This is a genomic window from Microcoleus sp. LAD1_D3, from assembly GCF_036702135.1.
Lineage (GTDB): Bacteria > Cyanobacteriota > Cyanobacteriia > Cyanobacteriales > Microcoleaceae > Microcoleus.
The window spans coordinates 35357-53863 of sequence record NZ_JAUBSB010000006.1; the positions used below are offsets into that span (position 1 = coordinate 35357).

Sequence of the window (18507 nt, forward strand, 5' to 3'; positions counted from 1 at the left end):
CGGGTTCTGGTTGAGAACGTTCGATCGACTTTGGTGAATCTAAAATCGCTTCGGGTTCTGGTGCAGAATACTCGATCGACTCTGGTGTTTCTACAATGAGCAAGTTTTCGACAACCTGTTCTGGCTGAGAATGCTCGATCGACTTTGGTGTATCGAAAATCGGTTCTGGTTCTGGTTGAGAACGTTCGATCGATTCTACAACTTGCAGATTTTCGACAATCGGTTCGGGCTGAGAATGCTCGATCGACTCTTGTCTTTCTACAATTTCCAGAAAATCTGCCACTGGTTGCATTCCTGGTTCTAAATCGCTTATTTCCTCTGGTATTTCTGCAATTGGTTCGGATTCGGGTTGAGAATGCTCGATCGACTCTACTGTTTCTACAACTTGCAGATTTTCGACAATCGGTTCGGGCTGAGAATGCTCGATCGACTCTACTGTTTCTACAACTGGTTCGGAGTGTGACTCCGAAGGCTCGATCGACTCGACGGTTTCTGAAACTAGCAGATTTTCAACAATCGGTTGCGATTCCGATTGATGAGAATCCGTGATCGAATCTTGAATTTCTGCCACTTCTTGCAGATTTCGATCGACCTCCGGTTCGCTGTGAACCAGATTTTCTTCTGGTTTCTTTTCAGCCGCTGTCAGCCTTAAAAATACATCTTCCAGAGTAGCGCGAGAGCGACGCATTTCGCAGAGTCCAAATCCAGAGGCGATGATAGCTGCAGCAATTTCTCGTCCGGGTTCTATGTCCGGTTCGCACAATGCCCGCAGGCGGTAACGACTTGCTAAAAATTGCTGGTTGGGAATTAATTCGACCGATCGAACTCCCGGCAAATTTTCCAAAGAAGGGAACAGCAGACTGTTTAGCAAATCCGCCTCGCCTTCAACTTCGAGCTCGTAACCCTCTCCGGCGGCCAACTCTCCCATCAAATGTTCGGGAGTACCCGCAGCGACGATTTTACCGCGATTGATGATGGTAACGCGGTTGCAAGTCATGCTGACTTCGGGCAGAATGTGCGTGGAAAGGATAATTGTGTGCTGGCCGCCAAGACTTTTGATTAAATTGCGGACTTCGATGATTTGTCGGGGGTCGAGGCCGACGGTTGGTTCGTCTAAGATAATCACCGGCGGGTCGTGGACGATCGCCTGGGCGATACCGACGCGCTGCCGAAATCCTTTAGAAAGTTTGCGAATTAAAACTTTGCGTTTATCAACCAGGCCGCAGCGTTCGATCGCGGAGGTAACTCGTCGCGCGCGATCGCCTGCAGGTACTTGCTTAATCCGGGCGACAAAAAACAGAAACCCTTCCACACTCATTTCTGGATAAAGTGGCGGGTTTTCCGGCAGATAGCCGATGCGCTGTCTGACTGCCATCGAGTTTTCGTGAACGTCGAGGCCGGCGATGCGGGCGGTACCGCTGGATGCCGGCAAATATCCCGACAAAATCCGCATGGTTGTCGTTTTGCCAGCGCCGTTTGGCCCCAAAAACCCGAGAATTTCTCCTGATTCGACCGAAAAAGACACGTCCGCGATCGCTGCGGTCGAACCGTAAGTTTTGCTTAAGTGTTCTACTTCAATCATTTGTCAGAAGTCATGTCGATTTTAGATTTTAGATTTTAGATTGACTCCGCGAAGTGCAGAGTCCTGCCAGCACAGCGGGTCGATCGAATTTATGGCGCAAATGCTAATTTGATTTTGTCTTCCAGTGTAGTCTGGCAAGAACCAAATCTATCACAAGTGTCGATCGGACTTGGAAGCGAGACGCTAGGTAGTAGGGTGCGGAGCTCGGAAATGATGAGCCCATGTCCATCGAATCGCTACCAACTGACGCACCCTACCACTAGAGTCAGTGCCTAACCGAACGCTCAAGTAGCTGGCTTCGCTACAGAGGCGGGGCTGTTTCTAGGTTGAGTAGCGCTTACGCGCCCCTCCGCGTAACGCGCCTTCGCGGTTCGTTCAAAAAAATCTCAACTCCTTTTCCAAATCTTGATTTCCCCCAACCAACCCGCACTCACAATAGTCTTCCCATCGCTGCTAATCGCCACAGCGCTAACGTAGCCAGCATGACCGCTCAAATTACCTCTCAATTCGCCCGATCGCACATCCCAAAGTCTCACACTCTTATCCCAACTGCCAGTAACCAGCGTAGTGCCATCCCGACTGAATGCCACCGACCAAACTCCGTCGGTATGCCCGCTTAAACGACGAATTAACTGCCCATTTCCGGCATTCCACAAACCGATTGTACCGTTGCTATTTCCCGCAGCTAAACTCTTGCCGTCGGGAGTAAAAGCTAGCGACAAAACAGCCAAGTTTTTGCCGCTAATCGTGCGAATTGCTTGACCTGTAGCTAAATTCCACAACCTAATTGAACCGTCTTTGCTGCCGCTAGCTAAAGTTTTGTTGTCTGGACTAATTGCCACAGCATTCACCAACCCTGAATGCCCGGTCAAAGTCCGCAACAACTCTCCGGTTTTCGCATTCCAAATCTTAATCGTTTTGTCCCAACTACCGCTCGCTACAAATTGACCGTCGGGACTGACGGCAACGCTCGAAACTGCATTGGAATGCCCGCTCAAAGTGCGTACAACCGCACCAGTTTCTAAATTCCAAATTTTCACAGTTTTGTCGTCGCTGCCGCTAGCTAACACCTTGGAGTCCGCACCCGCGGCCAGTGCGTTTACGGCTTCCGTGTGTCCTTGCAGGGTAGTTTTTAATTGCCCGCTGGGGAAATTCCAAACTGAGATTGTGCCGTTGCTATTTCCTGTAGTAAAATAAGCTGAAGCTAGGGCAAGGGAACTGACAACTTCCGAAGGCCCTTTGAGAGTATTGGTAGCAGCAAAGGCGATCGCACTTGCGGGCGTGCGGGGCGCATTATTCGCCGGATTTTTAGGGTTTCCGGCAGTAGGAGATTGGGGAACTACTGGCAGCGAAATAGTCGATCGCCATTTCATGAAAGTATTAATTTCTATTCCCGCAGCCACGATTTTATCAGAGTTGTCCTCTAACCTGACAATGCCGTTAATTGCGACAACTCGCCCCGCGTCATCGAGCACCGGCCCGCCACTCATGCCCGCTCTCACTAAGTTGTTGTATACCAAAGTATAACCGTTCCAAGGAGTTTGGCGGCCGGTAAGCTGACCTTCCGTGGCGATGAAAATCGGCTGTCTCAGGGAACCGCCGGATATCGGCCAGCCGGCCACATAAGCCTTGTTTCCCTTAGTTGCTGCAGAATTGGCTAATTGAGCCAGGGGGTAGCTTTGAGTGCTGCTGAAGGGCATGACGGCTAAATCCATCCCTGGCACTCGCCGCACGAGGCTGTATGATACAGAGTGAGCTTTGCCGTCGGGAGTTACGACCTCGTAATCGCCGGCTTTATCGACAACGTGCCAGTTTGTGAGAATATAGTATGTGCTGCCTTGTTTCTCTAAAATTACTCCAGAACCGCCTTTTGGCCCCTGGATGCGAACAGTAATTTGTTGGGCAACGGTTTTAACTTTGTCGGCGGTTAATGCGAGGGCAATTTGAGGTGATGTCAGTGGGATGAGGGCGATCGAACTCAGGGCGATCGTAGCACTCAAAATAGCCGGAATTGTTCTGCTGTAATTCATTATTGTGTCAATTTAACATACCCACATATCAACTGACGGATAACTTTTCCGGTTTGTGGCATATTGACGGTTGACAACGCCAAAACGCCTGCGCGATCGAACTTTCGACATTCGCACAAGCCTAAAAATATTTGACACAGCCCTCTGGCTACCAGAAAAATTTAGAATCGGGAACCGCACCTAGCCTCAACAATAGCCACTGGCTGATCTCTATTTTTTTCTCGGCAAATCAGAATTTGAGCCAAACGCTGCTCGGAATAATACCCATTAGCCATCCAGCCGAGGGGTATGCCTGCGATCGCGCCAACGGCTAAACCAGTGATCAGGCTCCAAATAAGATGCTTTCTGGCGATCGGGTTTTGTTGCATAAAAATTTATCCTAAACACTTAACCTTAGCAAAAATACCACAAATAAAATTTACTTTCTTCCTCCTATTTACTTATTTCCTAAGTAGTAACCCACCCTAAGTAGGGTGCGAATTCCGCACCTTACTGAGTAGGTAGGCTGCCCAATTCTATGCCAAATCAAACAGCAAAATTTCTGCCTCTGCTGCCGCTTCAATCACCACCTCAGCCTCGCCGCTAACCGCCGCCCCGTCCCCATTTTCCAAAGGCAAACCGTTGAGCAAAACCGAGCCGCGAGCAACTTGCACCCAAGCGTGGCGATTCGGCTGCAAAGCATGAGAAACCCGCGAGTCTTTCTCCAAAACAGCCGCATACAAATCAACATCTTGATGCACTTTTACAGCACCATCTCTCGCATCTCGTGCCGCCACTAAGCGCAATTTTCCGCGCCTTTCTGCTAGGGGAAACTCCCGCTGCTCGTAACTCGGCTGCAAGCCTTTTGTATCGGGTAACAGCCAGATTTGCAGCAAATGAACCGGGTCTGTTTGCGAGTTATTGAACTCGCTGTGCTGGATACCCGTACCTGCACTCATCCGCTGTACTTCACCGGGTTTAATCACTGCACCAGTACCCAAACTGTCCTTGTGTTCTAATGCTCCTTCTAATACATAAGTAATGATTTCCATGTCACTGTGTCCGTGAGTACCGAAACCTTTGCCGGGGCTAACGACATCCTCATTAATTACCCGCAAAGATCGAAAATTCATATAATTTGGATCGTAATAGCCGGCAAAAGAAAAGGTGTGGTAACTGTCCAGCCAACCGTGATTAGCGTGTCCTCTTGCTTCACTTTTTCTGACGGTAATCATTTGCTGAATCCTCAGTGTAATTTATCGGGTGTTTCTGTGATGTTTTTATTTTAAACCGAGTCAAGTTATTATGGATAGTACGCACTTAAAAGTGCGATACTTACCAAAAAGATACTATGCAAGTCCAAGAAGTAAAGGTCGATCGAGCAAATTGCCCTGTAGAACGCACTCTAGAGGTGATTGGCGGGCGCTGGAAGGTCTTGATTCTGCGGGAGTTGTTTCAAGGAGTGAAGCGTTTTAACGAGCTGCAACGAGCTGTCAACGGCATTACTCAGAAGATGCTGACGCAGCAACTACGCGAAATGGAGTCAGACGCGATTGTGCACAGGGAAATTTACCTGCAAGTGCCGCCAAAAGTTGAATATTCGCTAACGCCTTTGGGCGAAAGTCTCAAACCGATTATTAATGCCATGCACGAATGGGGAATTCAGCATATTAGCGAAGATGGAAAATGAGCGGTTTCTAGATGTTTTTTTCCGTCTTCCGACAGATTTCAAATTTTCAACCTAGTTCAACAATAATAATATGAACAACATAGAGCGTCTCGCCACCCTCAACCGCATCCGCAAACTCAGCCGCCTGATGGATACCGCCATTGGCATCCCCGGCACTAAATTTCGCATTGGTTTAGATCCCATTATCGGTTTAGTTCCGGGTGCTGGGGATATCGTAGATACCGCATTTTCCGCATACCTAATTTACTTAGCAACTCGATTCAACCTTCCCCAAAAAACTCTAGGGAAAATGGTTTACAATATCGGTCTAGAAGCCGTGGTGGGTTCAGTACCTTTAGTCGGAGATATCTTCGATGCTTTTTATAAATCAAACATGAGAAATCTGGCGCTTTTAGAAGCACACCTCGAAGAAGTTGAACCCGAACTAGCCGCAGTTGCCGAACCGGTTCCTCAATCTATTAAATTGTAGGTACGGGTTTCACAAACAATAATTGTAAATAACCAACAATCTCTCAAGCCCGGCCCCATCAAACCAAAAATCCGAATGTATATTTTCCGCATTCGATCCAAATTTAATGTGTTGATGTGGGTTATCTGTTGTGGGGGGCGGGTTTATCTAGATTGTTGGTACTCGTCAGATATTATTCGTAAAACCCGGCCTTACGAAATAATTACTGATGTCGTTTAACCGCTTCCACGAAAGCAATAACATCCGCTTCCAAAGTATTAAAAGCCGTTACCAGTCTAACAGTACATTTATCCCACCGATAAAATAGAAAACCCTCAGCTAAAACCGATGTAATTACTGATTCTGGAAGTTGCATAAAAATCTCATTTGCTTCAACTGTATGGCAAAACTTTACTCCCTCAACACCTGCCAACCCTTCCGCCAACTTAGCCGCCATATTATTTGCATGAGCCGCATTTTTTAGCCACAAATCATCCGTTAGATACGCTTCCAACTGCGCCGACAAAAACCGCATTTTCGAGAAAAGATGCCCGCTGCGCTTGCGGTAAAAAGGGAAAGTCTGGGCTAATTCTTGATTAAAAAAAACCACAGCTTCCGCACCCATCGCGCCGTTTTTTGTTGCTCCAAACGAGAGAATATCTACACCAGCCCGCCAAGTGACATCCGCCGGAGAACAGCCCAAACTGACAACAGCATTGGCAAAGCGCGCTCCATCCATGTGCAGGTGCAAATTATGAGCGCGAACCACTTCCGAAATGTGGGAAATTTCCGCTGGATTGTAGACTGTGCCGGCTTCCGTTGCTTGAGTGATGCTGACGGCTGCGGGCTGTACGTGATGGACGACACCTGCACCAGCGCGATCGAGCATTTTTCCTAAAGTCTCTGCCTCTATTTTACCATGATTTCCTGTTACTGTAACTAACTTTGCACCGCCTGTAAAAAACTCCGGCGCGCCGCATTCATCTAAATTAATATGAGATTCTGCGTGACAGTAAACAGCCCCGTAAGGAGGAGTAACAACCGCAAGGGCTAGCGCATTAGCAGCAGAACCAGTTGCTACAGGAAAAATAGTCACCGATGTCTCGAACAAATCCGAAAATTTAACTTGCAAACGCTGTGTATATTCATCATCTCCGTAAGACATCACAGCACCGCAATTAGCCGCTGCAATCGCCGCCATAATTTCCGGCGAAACCCCGGTTGCATTGTCGCTACAAAAATTCATTAGAATAATTGGTAAATAGAATCTATAATATAACTCAACCCTCAGCAGTCAACACTCAAGCATTAAACCAAGAGGCAGAATTATGGCAGAGTACCGTCAAATAGAATACCGCATCGGCAAAGACGGCAAAATTACCGAAACCGTCCTCAACGCCACCGGTTCGAGTTGCACCGAAACCACCGCCGGAATTGAAAAAGCTCTCGGAAAAGTAGAATCTCAAGACTTGCTGCCAGAATACTACGAAGGCGAAGAAAATTTGATCGTTGAACAAACGCAGACTTTAAAACAAGTTTAGAAGAGTTAAAGATGTTTGAGATTCTCGGTGCAACAGTTGATGTAACAACACTGCCTGCCTTCAGCTTCGCGCTAGCTATCGGGGGCATTTTTCTAATTTTAGTCTATCTTTATGCTGCATCTGAGGCGGGAGATGCGATCGAGTTTAAGTACGATACAATTCTGCGGGAACGCATGAATCAGCTAGACATTCTCGATTGGCAAGATTTAGGCGAAAAAGCAGGCTTAAGTCGCTTTGCGGTGCGCTTAGTGCGGCAGGGAGACGTGGGAAAACTCACGCTAGACCAACTGAGGCGGCTGGCAACAGTGCTGAATTTGAATTTTCAAGAGTTCGATCGCACTTTGAGCGCGCTGCCAATGTCGGCTACAATCACAACTAATCCCAGCGAAATTGAAGAATTGAGGCAGCAGTGTTTCCGGCTGCGATCAGAATTGCAGCAGCAAAAAGCTCAACTAACTGCCGATTTTCGCCGCGCTACCTTTGAACAGTTGCAAACTTTGTTAACCAACTATCCCGCCGCCCGCAAAATGGCAGAAGCCAAGCCGGATATGCCAGCAAAAAATCTTTCTGCTCTTTTTACTCCCTTAGAAAATCTCTTGTCAAGTTGGGATTTTCAAACAATCGGTTCGGCATGGGAACAAACTGCTTACAATCCGCAGTTGCACCAGCCGGATGTTGAGGATATAACAGAAGGAGAATTAGTTTATATTCGGTTTGTCGGCTATCGCGAGGGAGAGCGAATTCTTGCTCCTGCTAAAGTTAGTCGCACCCTGCCAGCGGGAATGAAAAATTAAATTTAAAATTTTAAATCAACATGACTACAGTTGCCATTGACTTCGGCACCAGCAACACGGTTGTCTGCATTCTCAACCCGGATACGCAAACACCAGAAACTTTGAGATTGGGCGAGATGTCCCGCATTTTTAAAACTAAGAATTTGAGCGGAGATGTTCGAGAAATATCTGTAGTGCCGACTTTAGTGTTTGTGAAAAATGCCGGAGAGTTGGTGTTGGGAGAAAAAGTGCGATCGCAGCGTTTGGGGCAATCCCAGCCAGACCGTTTTTTCAAAGCTTTTAAACGCAATTTAGCTGCGGACTTTCAGCCACCGCCCCGTAATATCGACGGCGAAACCTACACAGCCGAATCAGTAGCAGAACAGTTTATCACAACTATTTGGAAACAATTATATTTACAAAATATACAGCCAGACAAAGTAATTTTTACAGTCCCTGTAGGAGCATTTGAGCGATATCTAGATTGGTTTCGCGACTTAGGAGAAAGTTTGGGAGTGGCGGAAGTTCAGGTAATAGATGAATCCACAGCCGCCGCCCTGGGATATGCAGTAAAACGCCCCGCTTCTCTAGTTTTAGTAGTTGATTTTGGCGGCGGGACTTTAGATTTAAGTTTGGTTCGCACAGCCCCTCCTTCCTCAGTCAAAAATAGCCAATTTAAAAGTCTAAATTTAATGCGTGCCGAAGTGTTGGCAAAATCCGATGCTTATGTAGGTGGCGAAGATATTGACATCTGGATTGTCGAAGATTATTTGCGGCAAATTGGTTCGTCGCGGGCAGAAGTCGGCCCAGTTGGCTGGCAAAATTTATTAGAAATAGCGGAAAAATTAAAAATTCAACTTTCTCAAGTTAATGAGGCTAAGGAAAGCTGGTTTGACGATGAAAATTTTATGTCTTACGACTTGCAGCTAAACCGAGACAAGCTTGAGGAAATTCTGGAATCTAGGCAGTTGTTAGAACAGTTGCGGGAAAGTTTAGATGAAGTGCTGAGTATTGCGCTGGGAAAAGGTATCGGCAAAGCAGATATCGAACAGGTTTTGCTGGTAGGAGGAACTTCTTTAATCCCGGCTGTATCTAATTTAGTGGTTTCGTATTTTGGGCGGCAAAAAGTCCAAAGAGACAAGCCTTTTGAAGCAGTGGCACACGGTGCTTTAGCGTTGACACAATTGGTAAGTGTTGACGATTATTTGCGCCACAGCTATGCAATTCGCCTCTGGGAACCTTACGCTAAAGCTTATGCTTATTCGCCGATATTTAGCAAGGAAATGAAGTATCCCTGTCAAAGTTCCGAAGAGTTGACGCTGCAAGTGGCAATTGAAGGGCAAAGGGAAATTCGGTTAGATATTGGGGAAGTTGCGGAGGTATCACAAGCGGAGGTTATTTTTAACGAAAAAGGGCAAATGACGAGCAGTTGGCTCAACAAACAGACGGATTTTCGCTCTTTGGACAGCCACCACCAGCAGGTTTGTGTGGCGCATTTGAACCCGCCTGGGGTATTGGGAATTGACAGGGTTTCGGTGAGTTTTGAGGTGGATGAGAAGCGGGTTTTGTTGGCGACGGTGCGGGATTTGGTGACTGGTAAGGTGTTGGTGGAAAAAGGGGCGATCGCCAAACTGCAATAATGGTAAAATTTTTAGATAACATTCGGATATTGAAATCGGTACTACACAAACTCTCGTCCGGATGGTGCGCGGACGGAAGAATATTTATTTAAATCAAATTTATGCTGCGATGAAAAAGCAACAAAATAAATTCAGCCACCTGACGGCTATCGAAAGAATTTATCTGTCATTTCCAGCAAGATTTTTATTGGATAAAAACTTGCTGCAAGGCAAAGTTTTAGATTTTGGCTGCGGCTTGGGCAGCGACGTGAGATTGTTGCAGCAAAAAGGCTTCGATATTACGGGTTATGACCCTTATTATTTCCCGGAATTCCCGGAAGATAAATTCGACACAATCATTTGCTTTTATGTTTTGAATGTTTTGTTTCCTGAAGAACAAGCTAATGTCCTGATGGAAGTGTCGCACCTGTTGAAACCGGGAGGGAATGCGTATTTTGCGGTGAGAAGAGATATCAAAAAAGAAGGCTTTCGAGAACATTATGTCCACAAAAAACCTACATATCAGTGCATTGTCAAACTTCCATTTAAGCCAGTTCACCTAGATGAGTATTGCGAAATTTACAAATACGTGCATTACAACCATCAAAGAAATTCTACTAATAACTGCATATTCTGCAATCCGTATAAAAACCTAATTTTGCTAACTGAATCAGCAACAGCTTATGCGATGTTTGACGGTTATCCAGCCAGCAAAGGTCATGTTTTAATCATCCCCAAGCGTCACGTTGCCAATTATTTTGAACTGCCGTTTCGAGAGCAATCGGCTTGCTGGTTTATGGCTAATAAGGTGCAAGAAATGTTAAGTAAAGAGTTTCAGCCAGACGGTTTTAATATGGGAATCAATATTAATAAACAGGCCGGTCAAAGTCGCAGTCACGCGGCTATTCATGTTATCCCCCGTTACAAGGGCGATGCGGCTGGGAATAAAGGCGGAATTAGGTATGTGATTCCGAAGAGTGAAAAATAAAAGTCAGCCAATTGTGAAAGGAATTCTTTTTTACCGCAGAGGCGCAGAGAACACAGAGGAATAGAGAAGAGAGAAATTCATAATTTTTGTAAGGATTGTTATATTTGAGCAAACGGCGAGCAAAATAGAGTTAAAATGTGTTTGCAAGGTCTAAAACTACACATTAGCAGCAATTTGGTGTTCTGTTTATGTCTAAGCGCAAAAAGCAAGAATGGCTCAAGGAAACTCTAGAGCTCAAAGAAGACCACAATTGGAAGTCAAAGCCTGGAACTCGAATTTTTGTAGCAGGAAGAGGTGCAGTCCGCTTTGATGTTCCGGAAGATTGGCATTTTGAACCGGATACTAACTCGTTCCGATTTACGGATAAAAAGCCGCCGGATGATGATTGTCGTTTGGAGGTTTCGTTTAATTTGCTACCACCTGGTAACTGGGGAGATTTTCCGCTGGTGCCGCTATTACAGAAGGTGGTTGAAGATGATACGCGAAATCCGATCGCTTTTGGGGAAATTATCCAATTGAAGCGGCAAACTGCTCGCGTTGTTTGGACTGAATTTAAGTTTATCGATCCTCCAGAACAGCGGGAAGCTTTTTCGCGAATCTGTATTGGATTGGGTTCTAATGTTCAGTGTTTGATTACTTTTGATTACTGGGTTGACGATGCAGAGCGTTTGACTCCTGTCTGGGATACGGTGATGGATTCGTTAGTTCTGGGTTTGTTTATTAGCGACCCTCGAACGGGGTTCGCACGTCCAGACTAGACCGATTTTATGGGAAACTTTCAAGAACTAATTTTGCTAAGTGTTGGATTGGCAAGCCACCAGTCAGTAAATTTAGAACCTACATTAAACTTTACAACCGCTTTGCCATGAAAATATCTGGCTTGCCAATTCCGTTGGCGTCGGGCATCACTCCGACGATCGCAAAACCCATTTTTTGATAAAATTCGTAGGGATGACCGCGCAAATTTCTAATTTTGGCGATGTGTTCCCAAACGTTAGGATAAAGATTGATGCCTGAAAGAGTGGTTTGATTGTCTTCGTCGTCGGTGCCCACCCACAGCACGATCCCTCCCCGGTTTTTAGCTTCTGCTGCCAAATCAGCTACGAGCGCTCGACCAATTCCTTGTCTGCGAAATTCTGTTCCCACTACCAGCGGGTGCAGTTCCCAAACATTACCGTCATACTGTTTAATCCCGCCAATCCATCCCAAAACTTGATTGCTGTCGCCGACAGCAATTCGACTGATGCGATCGGCTGCCAAAGATTCTTGCACTTCTTGCAAAGCAGATTTTAGATCGGGCCAAGCATCGGGCCAATGCTCTTTAAAACCTTCAACTATTAATTTAGCTACCTGTTGAATTTTTGGCTCGTCAACCGCACGCAAATCTGTAATTTGTACGTTCATGAATTTACAGACTAAATCAAGGATTACGGACTAATATGCTCACAAACCGGCTTTTATAACCTGGTAAACGGCAAAAACTAAATATTATTCATAGTCTTCAGGCTCCTTATGTTCCAAAGCGAAAAGTTATTATTGGAAAGTTGCGATCGGGCGTTAGCGTTAGCGAAGCGATCCGAAGGAAAGCCCTCGAAGAGGATCGCCAATTCCCCGCAAAATACTAACACAAGTGCCGTACAATTATCCCACCATCCGGCATCAACCAACCTGCTAACCCCATGCTTTGCGATTACCTGGTACAAATCCTCACCGCCCGCGTCTACGATGTTGCTCAAGAAACAGCCCTAGAATGCGCCCCGAATCTATCAGCACGGCTCAACAATAAACTTTTGCTGAAGCGAGAGGATATGCAGTCGGTGTTTTCCTTCAAACTGCGGGGTGCGTACAACAAAATGGCGCAACTGTCGCCGGATTTGCTAGCACAAGGTGTGATTGCAGCTTCTGCCGGCAACCACGCCCAAGGAGTCGCCCTCGCCGCCCGCCACCTGGGAACTCGCGCGATCATAGTCATGCCCGTAACGACGCCGCAGGTGAAGGTAAATGCGGTGATAGCCCGTGGTGGAGAGGTTGTTTTGCATGGGGATGCTTACGATGATGCCTACGCCTTTGCGCGCCAATTAGAGGCCGAAAAAGGTATGACTTTTATTCATCCTTTTGATGACCCGCACGTAATTGCGGGACAGGGTACGATCGGCATGGAAATTCTGCGGCAACATCAAAAACCAATTCACGCGATTTTTGTGGCAATTGGTGGCGGCGGATTGATTTCGGGAATTGGGGCCTATGTCAAGCGGTTGCGGCCGGAAATTAAGATTATTGGCGTCGAACCCATCGATTCCGATGCAATGAATCAATCGCTGAAAGCGGGTAAACGGGTGCGTTTGTCGCAGGTGGGTTTATTTGCTGATGGCGTTGCTGTGCGGGAAGTGGGGGAGGAAACTTTTCGGTTGTGTCAGGAGTATGTGGATGAGATTATTTTGGTGGATACGGATGATGTTTGCGCGGCGATTAAGGATGTTTTTGAAGATACGCGATCGATCTTAGAACCTGCTGGCGCTTTGGCGATCGCAGGTGCGAAAGCTTACGTCGAACGGGAACAAATCGCAGGACAAACATTAATTGCTGTGGCTTGCGGCGCGAACATGAATTTCGATCGGCTGCGTTTTGTAGCAGAAAGAGCCGAGTTTGGCGAACGCCGCGAAGCCATTTTTGCAGTCACAATTCCCGAACAAGCTGGCAGTCTCCGCAAGTTTTGCGAATGTCTGGGAAAGCGCAATTTAACTGAATTTAGCTATCGAATTGCGGATGAGAAAGAGGCACATATTTTTATCGGCGTGCAAATTCAAAACCGTGCCGATGCGGTGAAGATAGCGGAAAGTTTTGAAGATTGTGGCTTCAAGACTTTGGATTTAACTGATGATGAATTAACGAAATTGCACGTGCGGCATATGGTGGGCGGGCGTTCGATGCTGGCCGATCATGAATTGTTTTATCGCTTTGAATTTCCCGAACGTCCGGGTGCGTTGATGAAGTTTGTCGGTTCGATGAGCCCTAACTGGAATATCAGCGTTTTTCACTATCGAAATAACGGCGCAGATTACGGGCGAATTGTGGTGGGAATTCAAGTGCCGCCCGATGAGATGCAGGAATGGCAGGCTTTTTTGGATACGCTGGGCTATCAGTATGGGGATGAGAGTCAAAATCCGGCGTATAAGCTATTTTTAAGATAGTTTGGTTTGTGGTCTTGAAACAAATTAATATTTATGAACGTGTTCAAAAAAATATTGCCGTTTTTTTTGATGATTTTTGCTGTTGCTGTTGTGGCAGCAGTTGCACATTTTGCGATCGAACAAATTTCTAGCCCAGTCAGTTATTTTCAACCTGTGGATACCAGAGATGGTGCAGAGTTGTACAAAAAAGAACTACCCAACGGAAATCACGCTTATTTGCAAGTTATTAACGTCCAAAAAATGCAAATAGACCAGCTAATTGGAGAGGTCGATCGGATGGCTTTTAATAAAGGATTGTATTATCAGGGAGAAAACAAATATTACAGTCCTTTCTTTAAGAGCAAGTTATTCTCTGAAGTTACAGGAGAATACAAAAAACTTTACGGAAATGGTGTTTTTTCCGTGATTAACTGTTCTTTTTTTGAACAATACGAACGCAGCACGCAGCTATCTTTTCCTATCAAATTCAACGGTCAAGTTATTACTGGCGGTAACGGCATCTACGGCCCCGTCAAGAAGCCCAAAGATGGGCAGTATAAAAATGTTCGATTGAAAGCTTTGGTCTGGAATGATCGAGAAGCATATATCACAAATTACGAACCGCAAACCGGAACGCCCTTGAATCAAAAAGAAGTACAAAATGCCGTTGTTACTTACGAATACAAGCACCATCCAGCTAAACTCATATCTAAAAATCCCGCAAATAGGTATCACGTCATCGGTACGCTGGACAAAGATGGTCGCCAGGGTAATGAATTGCTGGCAATTATCACAGTTAATGAAGCGACATTAGATGCAGCAGCTAAGTTAATGCGAGAATTCGGAGTGAAAGGAGATATAGTGACGATCGACGGCGGACTCTCAACTTATCTATTCAATCCTAAAGTCGGCGAGATTATGTTGCCTCAATCAAATAATATTGCCACTCGGGAACTGCCGCACTATTTAGGATTTAGGAATAGAAAATCTCAGACAGCTTTACCAAAAATATTGGTGGCTAAACCAGCAGAAAAAGTGCAGGTGGAAGCAAATAAACCTTATTTGATTTTTTGGAGAGACAATATTCAGGATGAGGTCAAGATTGAGCTGTATCAAGAGAATAAGTTTGTTCAAAGCATAGCCAACCGCGCGACTAGCGATGGGGTTTATGAATGGAAACCTAAGATTGCTGTAAAATCAGGGTCTTTGATTCGGATTTCAAGTGTTAAAAATGCCAAGGTGTCTGGGGCTTTGCAGTTGTGATTGTTGTTGGCAAAGAAATCTCTTTGCGATCGCAAATTCCGCACATCCTCAATACTGAGTCCGGTTGTTTGACCGATCATTTCATCATCCAGGCGATCGAGCAATTGCCGTGCGATCGCAACTAAGATGCGATCGCGCGGCCGTATGATATTCCTGACGTTGAAACGATTTGGTAGTTGCGGGCGATCGCGCTTGGGTTTTTTGGTTAGGGCGATCGCTAAAAACCTACACCGCCTAAAACTTGCTATAATCAGGAATCTTAGAAACTTAACACTAAAGGCTGAGGTTAAAGTCGTGACAATAACTTCACAAGAAACGGATGTATAAATTAAACAATTCCCGATTCTTCTAGGACAGGGATGGGAAATTACCATTCCCCAGTTATTACAAGATTCTCTCAATGTTAATCTGGGAGATATGCTGGTGTTACTCCACATAGGTAATCCGATTGTGCTTGCTCCCAAACAACCTCAAGCTCCCCAACTAATCGATCGGATTGCAACTATTATGCAAAATGAAAATGTAGGTTTGACTGATTTATTGGCGGGTTTAGAAGCGGAGCGAGATGCGATTTGGCAGGATAAACACTCTTGATGCGTAGGATATTTGCAGACAAAGAGTGTGTTAATTGCCGGATGCGGATCGCGAACCTACAACCGTTGAAGCAACTCGTCATACTCTGTATGTGCACCAATCCAAAACCAGTAAATGCGATCGTTCTCTAGTAAGCCAAGAACTCGGTAGTTTAGTCCAACGCGAACTGAATAAATAGGTTGACGCTGACTAACTCGTTTAAACTGAAGGCTGTTGTGGTAGGGATCTGAATGCCAAAGGGCGTATGCTTTGGCTGCTTGCTCTTGAACCGATGCAGGAAGCTGGTCAAGTTTCTTGCGAAATGCGTTAGTAACACTTGATTTCATGGCGAGTCGGGAAAAACTTCCACCAGGGGGGTAATATCGCCAGCAGCGATTTCCTGACGTACTATCTCAGCTAGACTATCCCACTGAGCGTCTGTTGTCGCTTCAAATTGATCCTTCCACACCTGTTCATCACTGATATCCTCTTCCGCCATTAGAATGCGGATTAACTCTCGTTTCTCGATCGCAGACAGTTGTCTAATGGTAGGGAGTAATTCTGTGAGTGTCATCAGTTGTTTTCCTACGATGCGTCTATGTTAACGGTAGCAGCTTAGCGTAGTAATTGCAACTTCCAGGGGAGCTTGGCAAAAATAGGCGCGATCGCATTTTAGTAGCGATCTCGCGGCCGTATGATATTCATTACGTTGAAACGATTTGGTAGTTGCGGGCGATCGCACTTGGGTTTTCTGGTTAGGGCGATCGCGCAAAACATACAATGTCCAAAAAATGCTATACTAACGATTCGATTAATCATTAAAGGTACATACTGCTTGTCCATTTTGCAATTTAACGCAAGCATTTAACTCAACTCCAGGTCCCATATCCCCATAGAATTGATTCCATCTGCTATCGGTATTTTGCCAATAACCGTATTGTTTTCCACTTGAGTCTATCACATAAACTGCTGAATTTACAGGAGCAGATTTTACTTTTGCCCAACTAGCATTACAGGTAGGTGAATATCTCAATTCAATTAAAACTCCTAACTCCTGATTGCGTTTAACTGTTATTGCATTCTTATGGCATTTTTTAACTACTGGATCTAGGTTAATACATGTATCTTTACTGCATGATGGCAAAAAATTATTCATTATAGACAGGAAAGTTGGTATTGCTATAGCAGCAACAATTCCTATTAGTAATATTACTACTAGACTTTCCACTAAAGTCAAACCACAATTGCGATTTGTGACATATCTATTTCTCCACAATTTGTTCAGTGTTTTTCCTCCTTAGTTTGATATTAAAATTAGCGTGGCGATTACCAAGAAGGCGATATTATTTGATTTTGATAAATAACCATGATTTGATATGTGAAAAACTTATTAACCATATAATATTAATTATCAGGTTTTACAAAGCCCGTGCATTGAGGTTCTTTTCCTGGATACTCAATGCAGCCTCTGCTCTCTCTATCTCTGAAAAACATATTGGTAAAATGTGCATCTTTAATACCATCATCCATAATCTTTAGTGGTACATATCTTTTTCTGGCTCGATCCTCAAAGTAGATAGTAGCTCCTATCACTTGTGGTGTTTTGATCCAACTAGCCTTGCATCTAGAAGAGGATCTCATCTCCACTTTCAAGTTCTTGAATTCTGCACCCAGCTCAGGGAAACTAGCCACTGTTGACGTAATCGTCTCTGCTCCTTTATCACAGCCAGCATCCCTAGGATCTCTGTCTGTACAATCTGCTGCATAACAAGCTAGACCAGTCTGACTTGTAGATTTTTTCAGATTGATGTAGGTGTCATATGCTAGCAACGCGAACAACATGGCAGCAATTGCCAAAAGAACAAACAAAACGCTATTGACAAGTCTGACAAACTCACCTTGCTGGAGAGAACCCTGTTCTCTTCCAAAAAGCAGTCCTTGAATTCTGTCTAAGCCATTGGTATTCCTTATGACAATCAGCAAAGCCGCAAGAAGTGCGACTACGATAAACGCAATTAATGTTAAGGGGTTAGTCACTGAAGAAATGGCCTTGAGAAAGGGAACTAAATCCATATTATTGCAATGTAATTACCAGACTTGAATCTATTGATGATTCATTCGCATTTGCATCATTAAATTTGAATTCATTGGCACGACATAATATTCTATATAAAGATTATACTGGTCGCACAAAAAATGTAAAGTAAAAAAAGTGGGAAAAAGTGGGAACTTCCTAAAATTCGGATGCGAAGCTCAAAAAGTTGGAAAAAGTTGGAAAAAGTTTGGTATAGTAACCATACCTATCTCACCATCCCACCTATGGACAGTCCTCAGATATTGCAATTTGTCGATGAAGCTGTCTATACCAACACAGGTAAACGTCTAAATAACTTGCAGCGGAGGATTATCGCAGGCATACTGAACCGTCAAAGATATGCTGACGTTGCAGAAACTTATGGTTATAGCTCCCAGCACGTTAAAAAGGCTAGTCACGAGCTTTTGCAAATGTTATCTGAAGTGTTTGGCGAACAAGTTAAGAAAAGTAATCTTGAATCCGTCCTCGAAAGGCAGATAAATCATAATATAAATCTTGGTAATAAGAATACTTTTAAAAATACTAACAAAATTAGCTACATTAACAATTGTTCTAATCCCTCTACTCCTACGCCCGATCTAAGTCAGCCGGAAAATCCAGACTTGCAGGAGAAAAGCAAAAATCAAACTCAGATTGAAACAATAGATAAATTACGGCAGTTTGGCTTGAGCGACGAACAAATTGCAGAAGCGCTAGATATACCTTTAGAGGTGCTTAAGCAGGTGGACTTGGAGGAGTAAATCTCTGCTATTTGCG

Annotated in this window: 21 protein-coding genes and 1 pseudogene; 12 read left to right on the top strand and 10 right to left on the bottom strand. The window is 44.9% G+C overall.

What is annotated here, in order from left to right; genetic code table 11:
- Positions 1 to 505: 505 nt before the first annotated feature.
- The 4 genes and pseudogenes from QUA74_RS05045 to QUA74_RS05060 form a co-directional block, all read right to left on the bottom strand.
- A pseudogene (locus tag QUA74_RS05045) lies at positions 506 to 1582 on the bottom strand (ABC transporter ATP-binding protein); the annotation flags it as partial.
- A gap of 386 nt (positions 1583 to 1968) precedes the next feature.
- On the bottom strand, positions 1969 to 3612 hold the full coding sequence (locus QUA74_RS05050; protein ID WP_333325673.1) for a WD40 domain-containing protein: 1644 nt from the start codon (positions 3610 to 3612) through the stop codon (positions 1969 to 1971).
- A 161-nt stretch (positions 3613 to 3773) separates the two neighbouring features.
- Positions 3774 to 3980 carry a hypothetical protein gene (locus QUA74_RS05055; protein WP_333325676.1) on the bottom strand — a complete coding sequence of 69 codons (207 nt, stop codon included), beginning with the start codon at positions 3978 to 3980 and terminating at the stop codon, positions 3774 to 3776.
- Positions 3981 to 4127: 147 nt separating this feature from the next.
- Positions 4128 to 4826: a pirin family protein gene (locus tag QUA74_RS05060; protein WP_333325679.1), complete on the bottom strand. Its 699-nt coding sequence runs from the start codon at positions 4824 to 4826 to the stop codon at positions 4128 to 4130.
- Positions 4827 to 4942: 116 nt separating this feature from the next.
- Between QUA74_RS05060 and QUA74_RS05065 the strand changes: the two genes are divergently transcribed.
- Together QUA74_RS05065 and QUA74_RS05070 are read left to right on the top strand one after the other, a co-directional pair.
- A complete protein-coding gene (locus tag QUA74_RS05065) occupies positions 4943 to 5281 on the top strand; it encodes a winged helix-turn-helix transcriptional regulator (RefSeq protein WP_006633569.1) in 339 nt (112 codons plus the stop codon).
- Between the two features lie 70 nt (positions 5282 to 5351).
- Positions 5352 to 5750: a DUF4112 domain-containing protein gene (locus tag QUA74_RS05070; RefSeq protein ID WP_333325682.1), complete on the top strand. Its 399-nt coding sequence runs from the start codon at positions 5352 to 5354 to the stop codon at positions 5748 to 5750.
- Between the two features lie 202 nt (positions 5751 to 5952).
- Here the strand turns inward: QUA74_RS05070 and QUA74_RS05075 are convergent, their stop codons facing one another.
- A complete protein-coding gene (locus QUA74_RS05075; protein WP_333325685.1) occupies positions 5953 to 6975 on the bottom strand; it encodes a low specificity L-threonine aldolase in 1023 nt (340 codons plus the stop codon).
- Between the two features lie 82 nt (positions 6976 to 7057).
- Here QUA74_RS05075 and QUA74_RS05080 point away from each other — a divergent pair, with 82 nt between their 5' ends.
- The 5 genes from QUA74_RS05080 (at position 7058) to QUA74_RS05100 (ending at position 11408) form a co-directional block, all read left to right on the top strand.
- On the top strand, positions 7058 to 7270 hold the full coding sequence (locus tag QUA74_RS05080; protein WP_015177420.1) for a DUF2997 domain-containing protein: 213 nt from the start codon (positions 7058 to 7060) through the stop codon (positions 7268 to 7270).
- Positions 7271 to 7281: 11 nt separating this feature from the next.
- On the top strand, positions 7282 to 8064 hold the full coding sequence (locus QUA74_RS05085; RefSeq protein ID WP_333325688.1) for an XRE family transcriptional regulator: 783 nt from the start codon (positions 7282 to 7284) through the stop codon (positions 8062 to 8064).
- A 20-nt stretch (positions 8065 to 8084) separates the two neighbouring features.
- A complete protein-coding gene (locus tag QUA74_RS05090; RefSeq protein WP_333325691.1) occupies positions 8085 to 9683 on the top strand; it encodes an Hsp70 family protein in 1599 nt (532 codons plus the stop codon).
- A 61-nt stretch (positions 9684 to 9744) separates the two neighbouring features.
- Positions 9745 to 10650, top strand: a complete 906-nt coding sequence (locus QUA74_RS05095; RefSeq protein ID WP_333325693.1) for a bifunctional class I SAM-dependent methyltransferase/HIT family protein — start codon at positions 9745 to 9747, stop codon at positions 10648 to 10650.
- 188 nt (positions 10651 to 10838) lie between these two features.
- Positions 10839 to 11408, top strand: coding sequence for a hypothetical protein (locus tag QUA74_RS05100; protein ID WP_333325695.1), 570 nt, complete (start codon positions 10839 to 10841; stop codon positions 11406 to 11408).
- 91 nt (positions 11409 to 11499) lie between these two features.
- Here QUA74_RS05100 and QUA74_RS05105 read toward each other — a convergent pair whose 3' ends face one another.
- Positions 11500 to 12054 carry a GNAT family N-acetyltransferase gene (locus tag QUA74_RS05105; protein WP_333325698.1) on the bottom strand — a complete coding sequence of 185 codons (555 nt, stop codon included), beginning with the start codon at positions 12052 to 12054 and terminating at the stop codon, positions 11500 to 11502.
- A 254-nt stretch (positions 12055 to 12308) separates the two neighbouring features.
- Between QUA74_RS05105 and ilvA the strand changes: the two genes are divergently transcribed.
- The 4 genes from ilvA (at position 12309) to QUA74_RS05125 (ending at position 15677) form a co-directional block, all read left to right on the top strand.
- The gene (gene ilvA, locus QUA74_RS05110) at positions 12309 to 13841 is read left to right on the top strand and encodes a threonine ammonia-lyase, biosynthetic (protein WP_333326011.1); all 1533 of its coding nucleotides are present in this window, start codon (positions 12309 to 12311) and stop codon (positions 13839 to 13841) included.
- A 33-nt stretch (positions 13842 to 13874) separates the two neighbouring features.
- On the top strand, positions 13875 to 15083 hold the full coding sequence (locus QUA74_RS05115) for a hypothetical protein (protein WP_333325700.1): 1209 nt from the start codon (positions 13875 to 13877) through the stop codon (positions 15081 to 15083).
- Positions 15080 to 15208, top strand: a complete 129-nt coding sequence (locus QUA74_RS05120) for a hypothetical protein (protein ID WP_333325702.1) — start codon at positions 15080 to 15082, stop codon at positions 15206 to 15208. The genes QUA74_RS05115 and QUA74_RS05120 overlap by 4 nt, the downstream gene beginning before the upstream one ends.
- A 325-nt stretch (positions 15209 to 15533) precedes the next feature.
- The gene (locus tag QUA74_RS05125; protein WP_333325705.1) at positions 15534 to 15677 is read left to right on the top strand and encodes a hypothetical protein; all 144 of its coding nucleotides are present in this window, start codon (positions 15534 to 15536) and stop codon (positions 15675 to 15677) included.
- Between the two features lie 56 nt (positions 15678 to 15733).
- On the opposite strand, the gene QUA74_RS05130 is transcribed toward QUA74_RS05125, so the two are convergent.
- The 4 genes from QUA74_RS05130 to QUA74_RS05145 all read right to left on the bottom strand — a co-directional run bounded on the left by QUA74_RS05130 (position 15734) and on the right by QUA74_RS05145 (position 17729).
- Positions 15734 to 16003, bottom strand: a complete 270-nt coding sequence (locus QUA74_RS05130) for a ParE family toxin-like protein (RefSeq protein WP_333325707.1) — start codon at positions 16001 to 16003, stop codon at positions 15734 to 15736.
- Complete coding sequence (locus tag QUA74_RS05135) at positions 16000 to 16230, bottom strand: hypothetical protein (RefSeq protein WP_333151482.1); 231 nt, start codon at positions 16228 to 16230, stop codon at positions 16000 to 16002. Before QUA74_RS05135 ends, QUA74_RS05130 begins: the two co-directional genes overlap by 4 nt.
- 237 nt (positions 16231 to 16467) lie before the next feature.
- Positions 16468 to 16932, bottom strand: a complete 465-nt coding sequence (locus tag QUA74_RS05140; RefSeq protein WP_333325710.1) for a DUF2690 domain-containing protein — start codon at positions 16930 to 16932, stop codon at positions 16468 to 16470.
- A 128-nt stretch (positions 16933 to 17060) separates the two neighbouring features.
- On the bottom strand, positions 17061 to 17729 hold the full coding sequence (locus tag QUA74_RS05145; RefSeq protein ID WP_333325712.1) for a hypothetical protein: 669 nt from the start codon (positions 17727 to 17729) through the stop codon (positions 17061 to 17063).
- A gap of 246 nt (positions 17730 to 17975) precedes the next feature.
- Here QUA74_RS05145 and QUA74_RS05150 point away from each other — a divergent pair, with 246 nt between their 5' ends.
- The gene (locus tag QUA74_RS05150; protein WP_333326013.1) at positions 17976 to 18491 is read left to right on the top strand and encodes a hypothetical protein; all 516 of its coding nucleotides are present in this window, start codon (positions 17976 to 17978) and stop codon (positions 18489 to 18491) included.
- Positions 18492 to 18507: the final 16 nt, after the last annotated feature.

Coding starts and splice junctions, on each gene's coding strand:
- QUA74_RS05050 (WP_333325673.1), bottom strand. CDS start 3,612: ATGAATTACAGCAGAACAATTCCGGCTATTTTGAGTGCTACGATCGCC.
- QUA74_RS05055 (WP_333325676.1), bottom strand. CDS start 3,980: ATGCAACAAAACCCGATCGCCAGAAAGCATCTTATTTGGAGCCTGATC.
- QUA74_RS05060 (WP_333325679.1), bottom strand. CDS start 4,826: ATGATTACCGTCAGAAAAAGTGAAGCAAGAGGACACGCTAATCACGGT.
- QUA74_RS05065 (WP_006633569.1), top strand. CDS start 4,943: ATGCAAGTCCAAGAAGTAAAGGTCGATCGAGCAAATTGCCCTGTAGAA.
- QUA74_RS05070 (WP_333325682.1), top strand. CDS start 5,352: ATGAACAACATAGAGCGTCTCGCCACCCTCAACCGCATCCGCAAACTC.
- QUA74_RS05075 (WP_333325685.1), bottom strand. CDS start 6,975: ATGAATTTTTGTAGCGACAATGCAACCGGGGTTTCGCCGGAAATTATG.
- QUA74_RS05080 (WP_015177420.1), top strand. CDS start 7,058: ATGGCAGAGTACCGTCAAATAGAATACCGCATCGGCAAAGACGGCAAA.
- QUA74_RS05085 (WP_333325688.1), top strand. CDS start 7,282: ATGTTTGAGATTCTCGGTGCAACAGTTGATGTAACAACACTGCCTGCC.
- QUA74_RS05090 (WP_333325691.1), top strand. CDS start 8,085: ATGACTACAGTTGCCATTGACTTCGGCACCAGCAACACGGTTGTCTGC.
- QUA74_RS05095 (WP_333325693.1), top strand. CDS start 9,745: ATGGTGCGCGGACGGAAGAATATTTATTTAAATCAAATTTATGCTGCG.
- QUA74_RS05100 (WP_333325695.1), top strand. CDS start 10,839: ATGTCTAAGCGCAAAAAGCAAGAATGGCTCAAGGAAACTCTAGAGCTC.
- QUA74_RS05105 (WP_333325698.1), bottom strand. CDS start 12,054: ATGAACGTACAAATTACAGATTTGCGTGCGGTTGACGAGCCAAAAATT.
- QUA74_RS05115 (WP_333325700.1), top strand. CDS start 13,875: ATGAACGTGTTCAAAAAAATATTGCCGTTTTTTTTGATGATTTTTGCT.
- QUA74_RS05130 (WP_333325707.1), bottom strand. CDS start 16,003: ATGAAATCAAGTGTTACTAACGCATTTCGCAAGAAACTTGACCAGCTT.
- QUA74_RS05135 (WP_333151482.1), bottom strand. CDS start 16,230: ATGACACTCACAGAATTACTCCCTACCATTAGACAACTGTCTGCGATC.
- QUA74_RS05145 (WP_333325712.1), bottom strand. CDS start 17,729: ATGGATTTAGTTCCCTTTCTCAAGGCCATTTCTTCAGTGACTAACCCC.
- QUA74_RS05150 (WP_333326013.1), top strand. CDS start 17,976: ATGGACAGTCCTCAGATATTGCAATTTGTCGATGAAGCTGTCTATACC.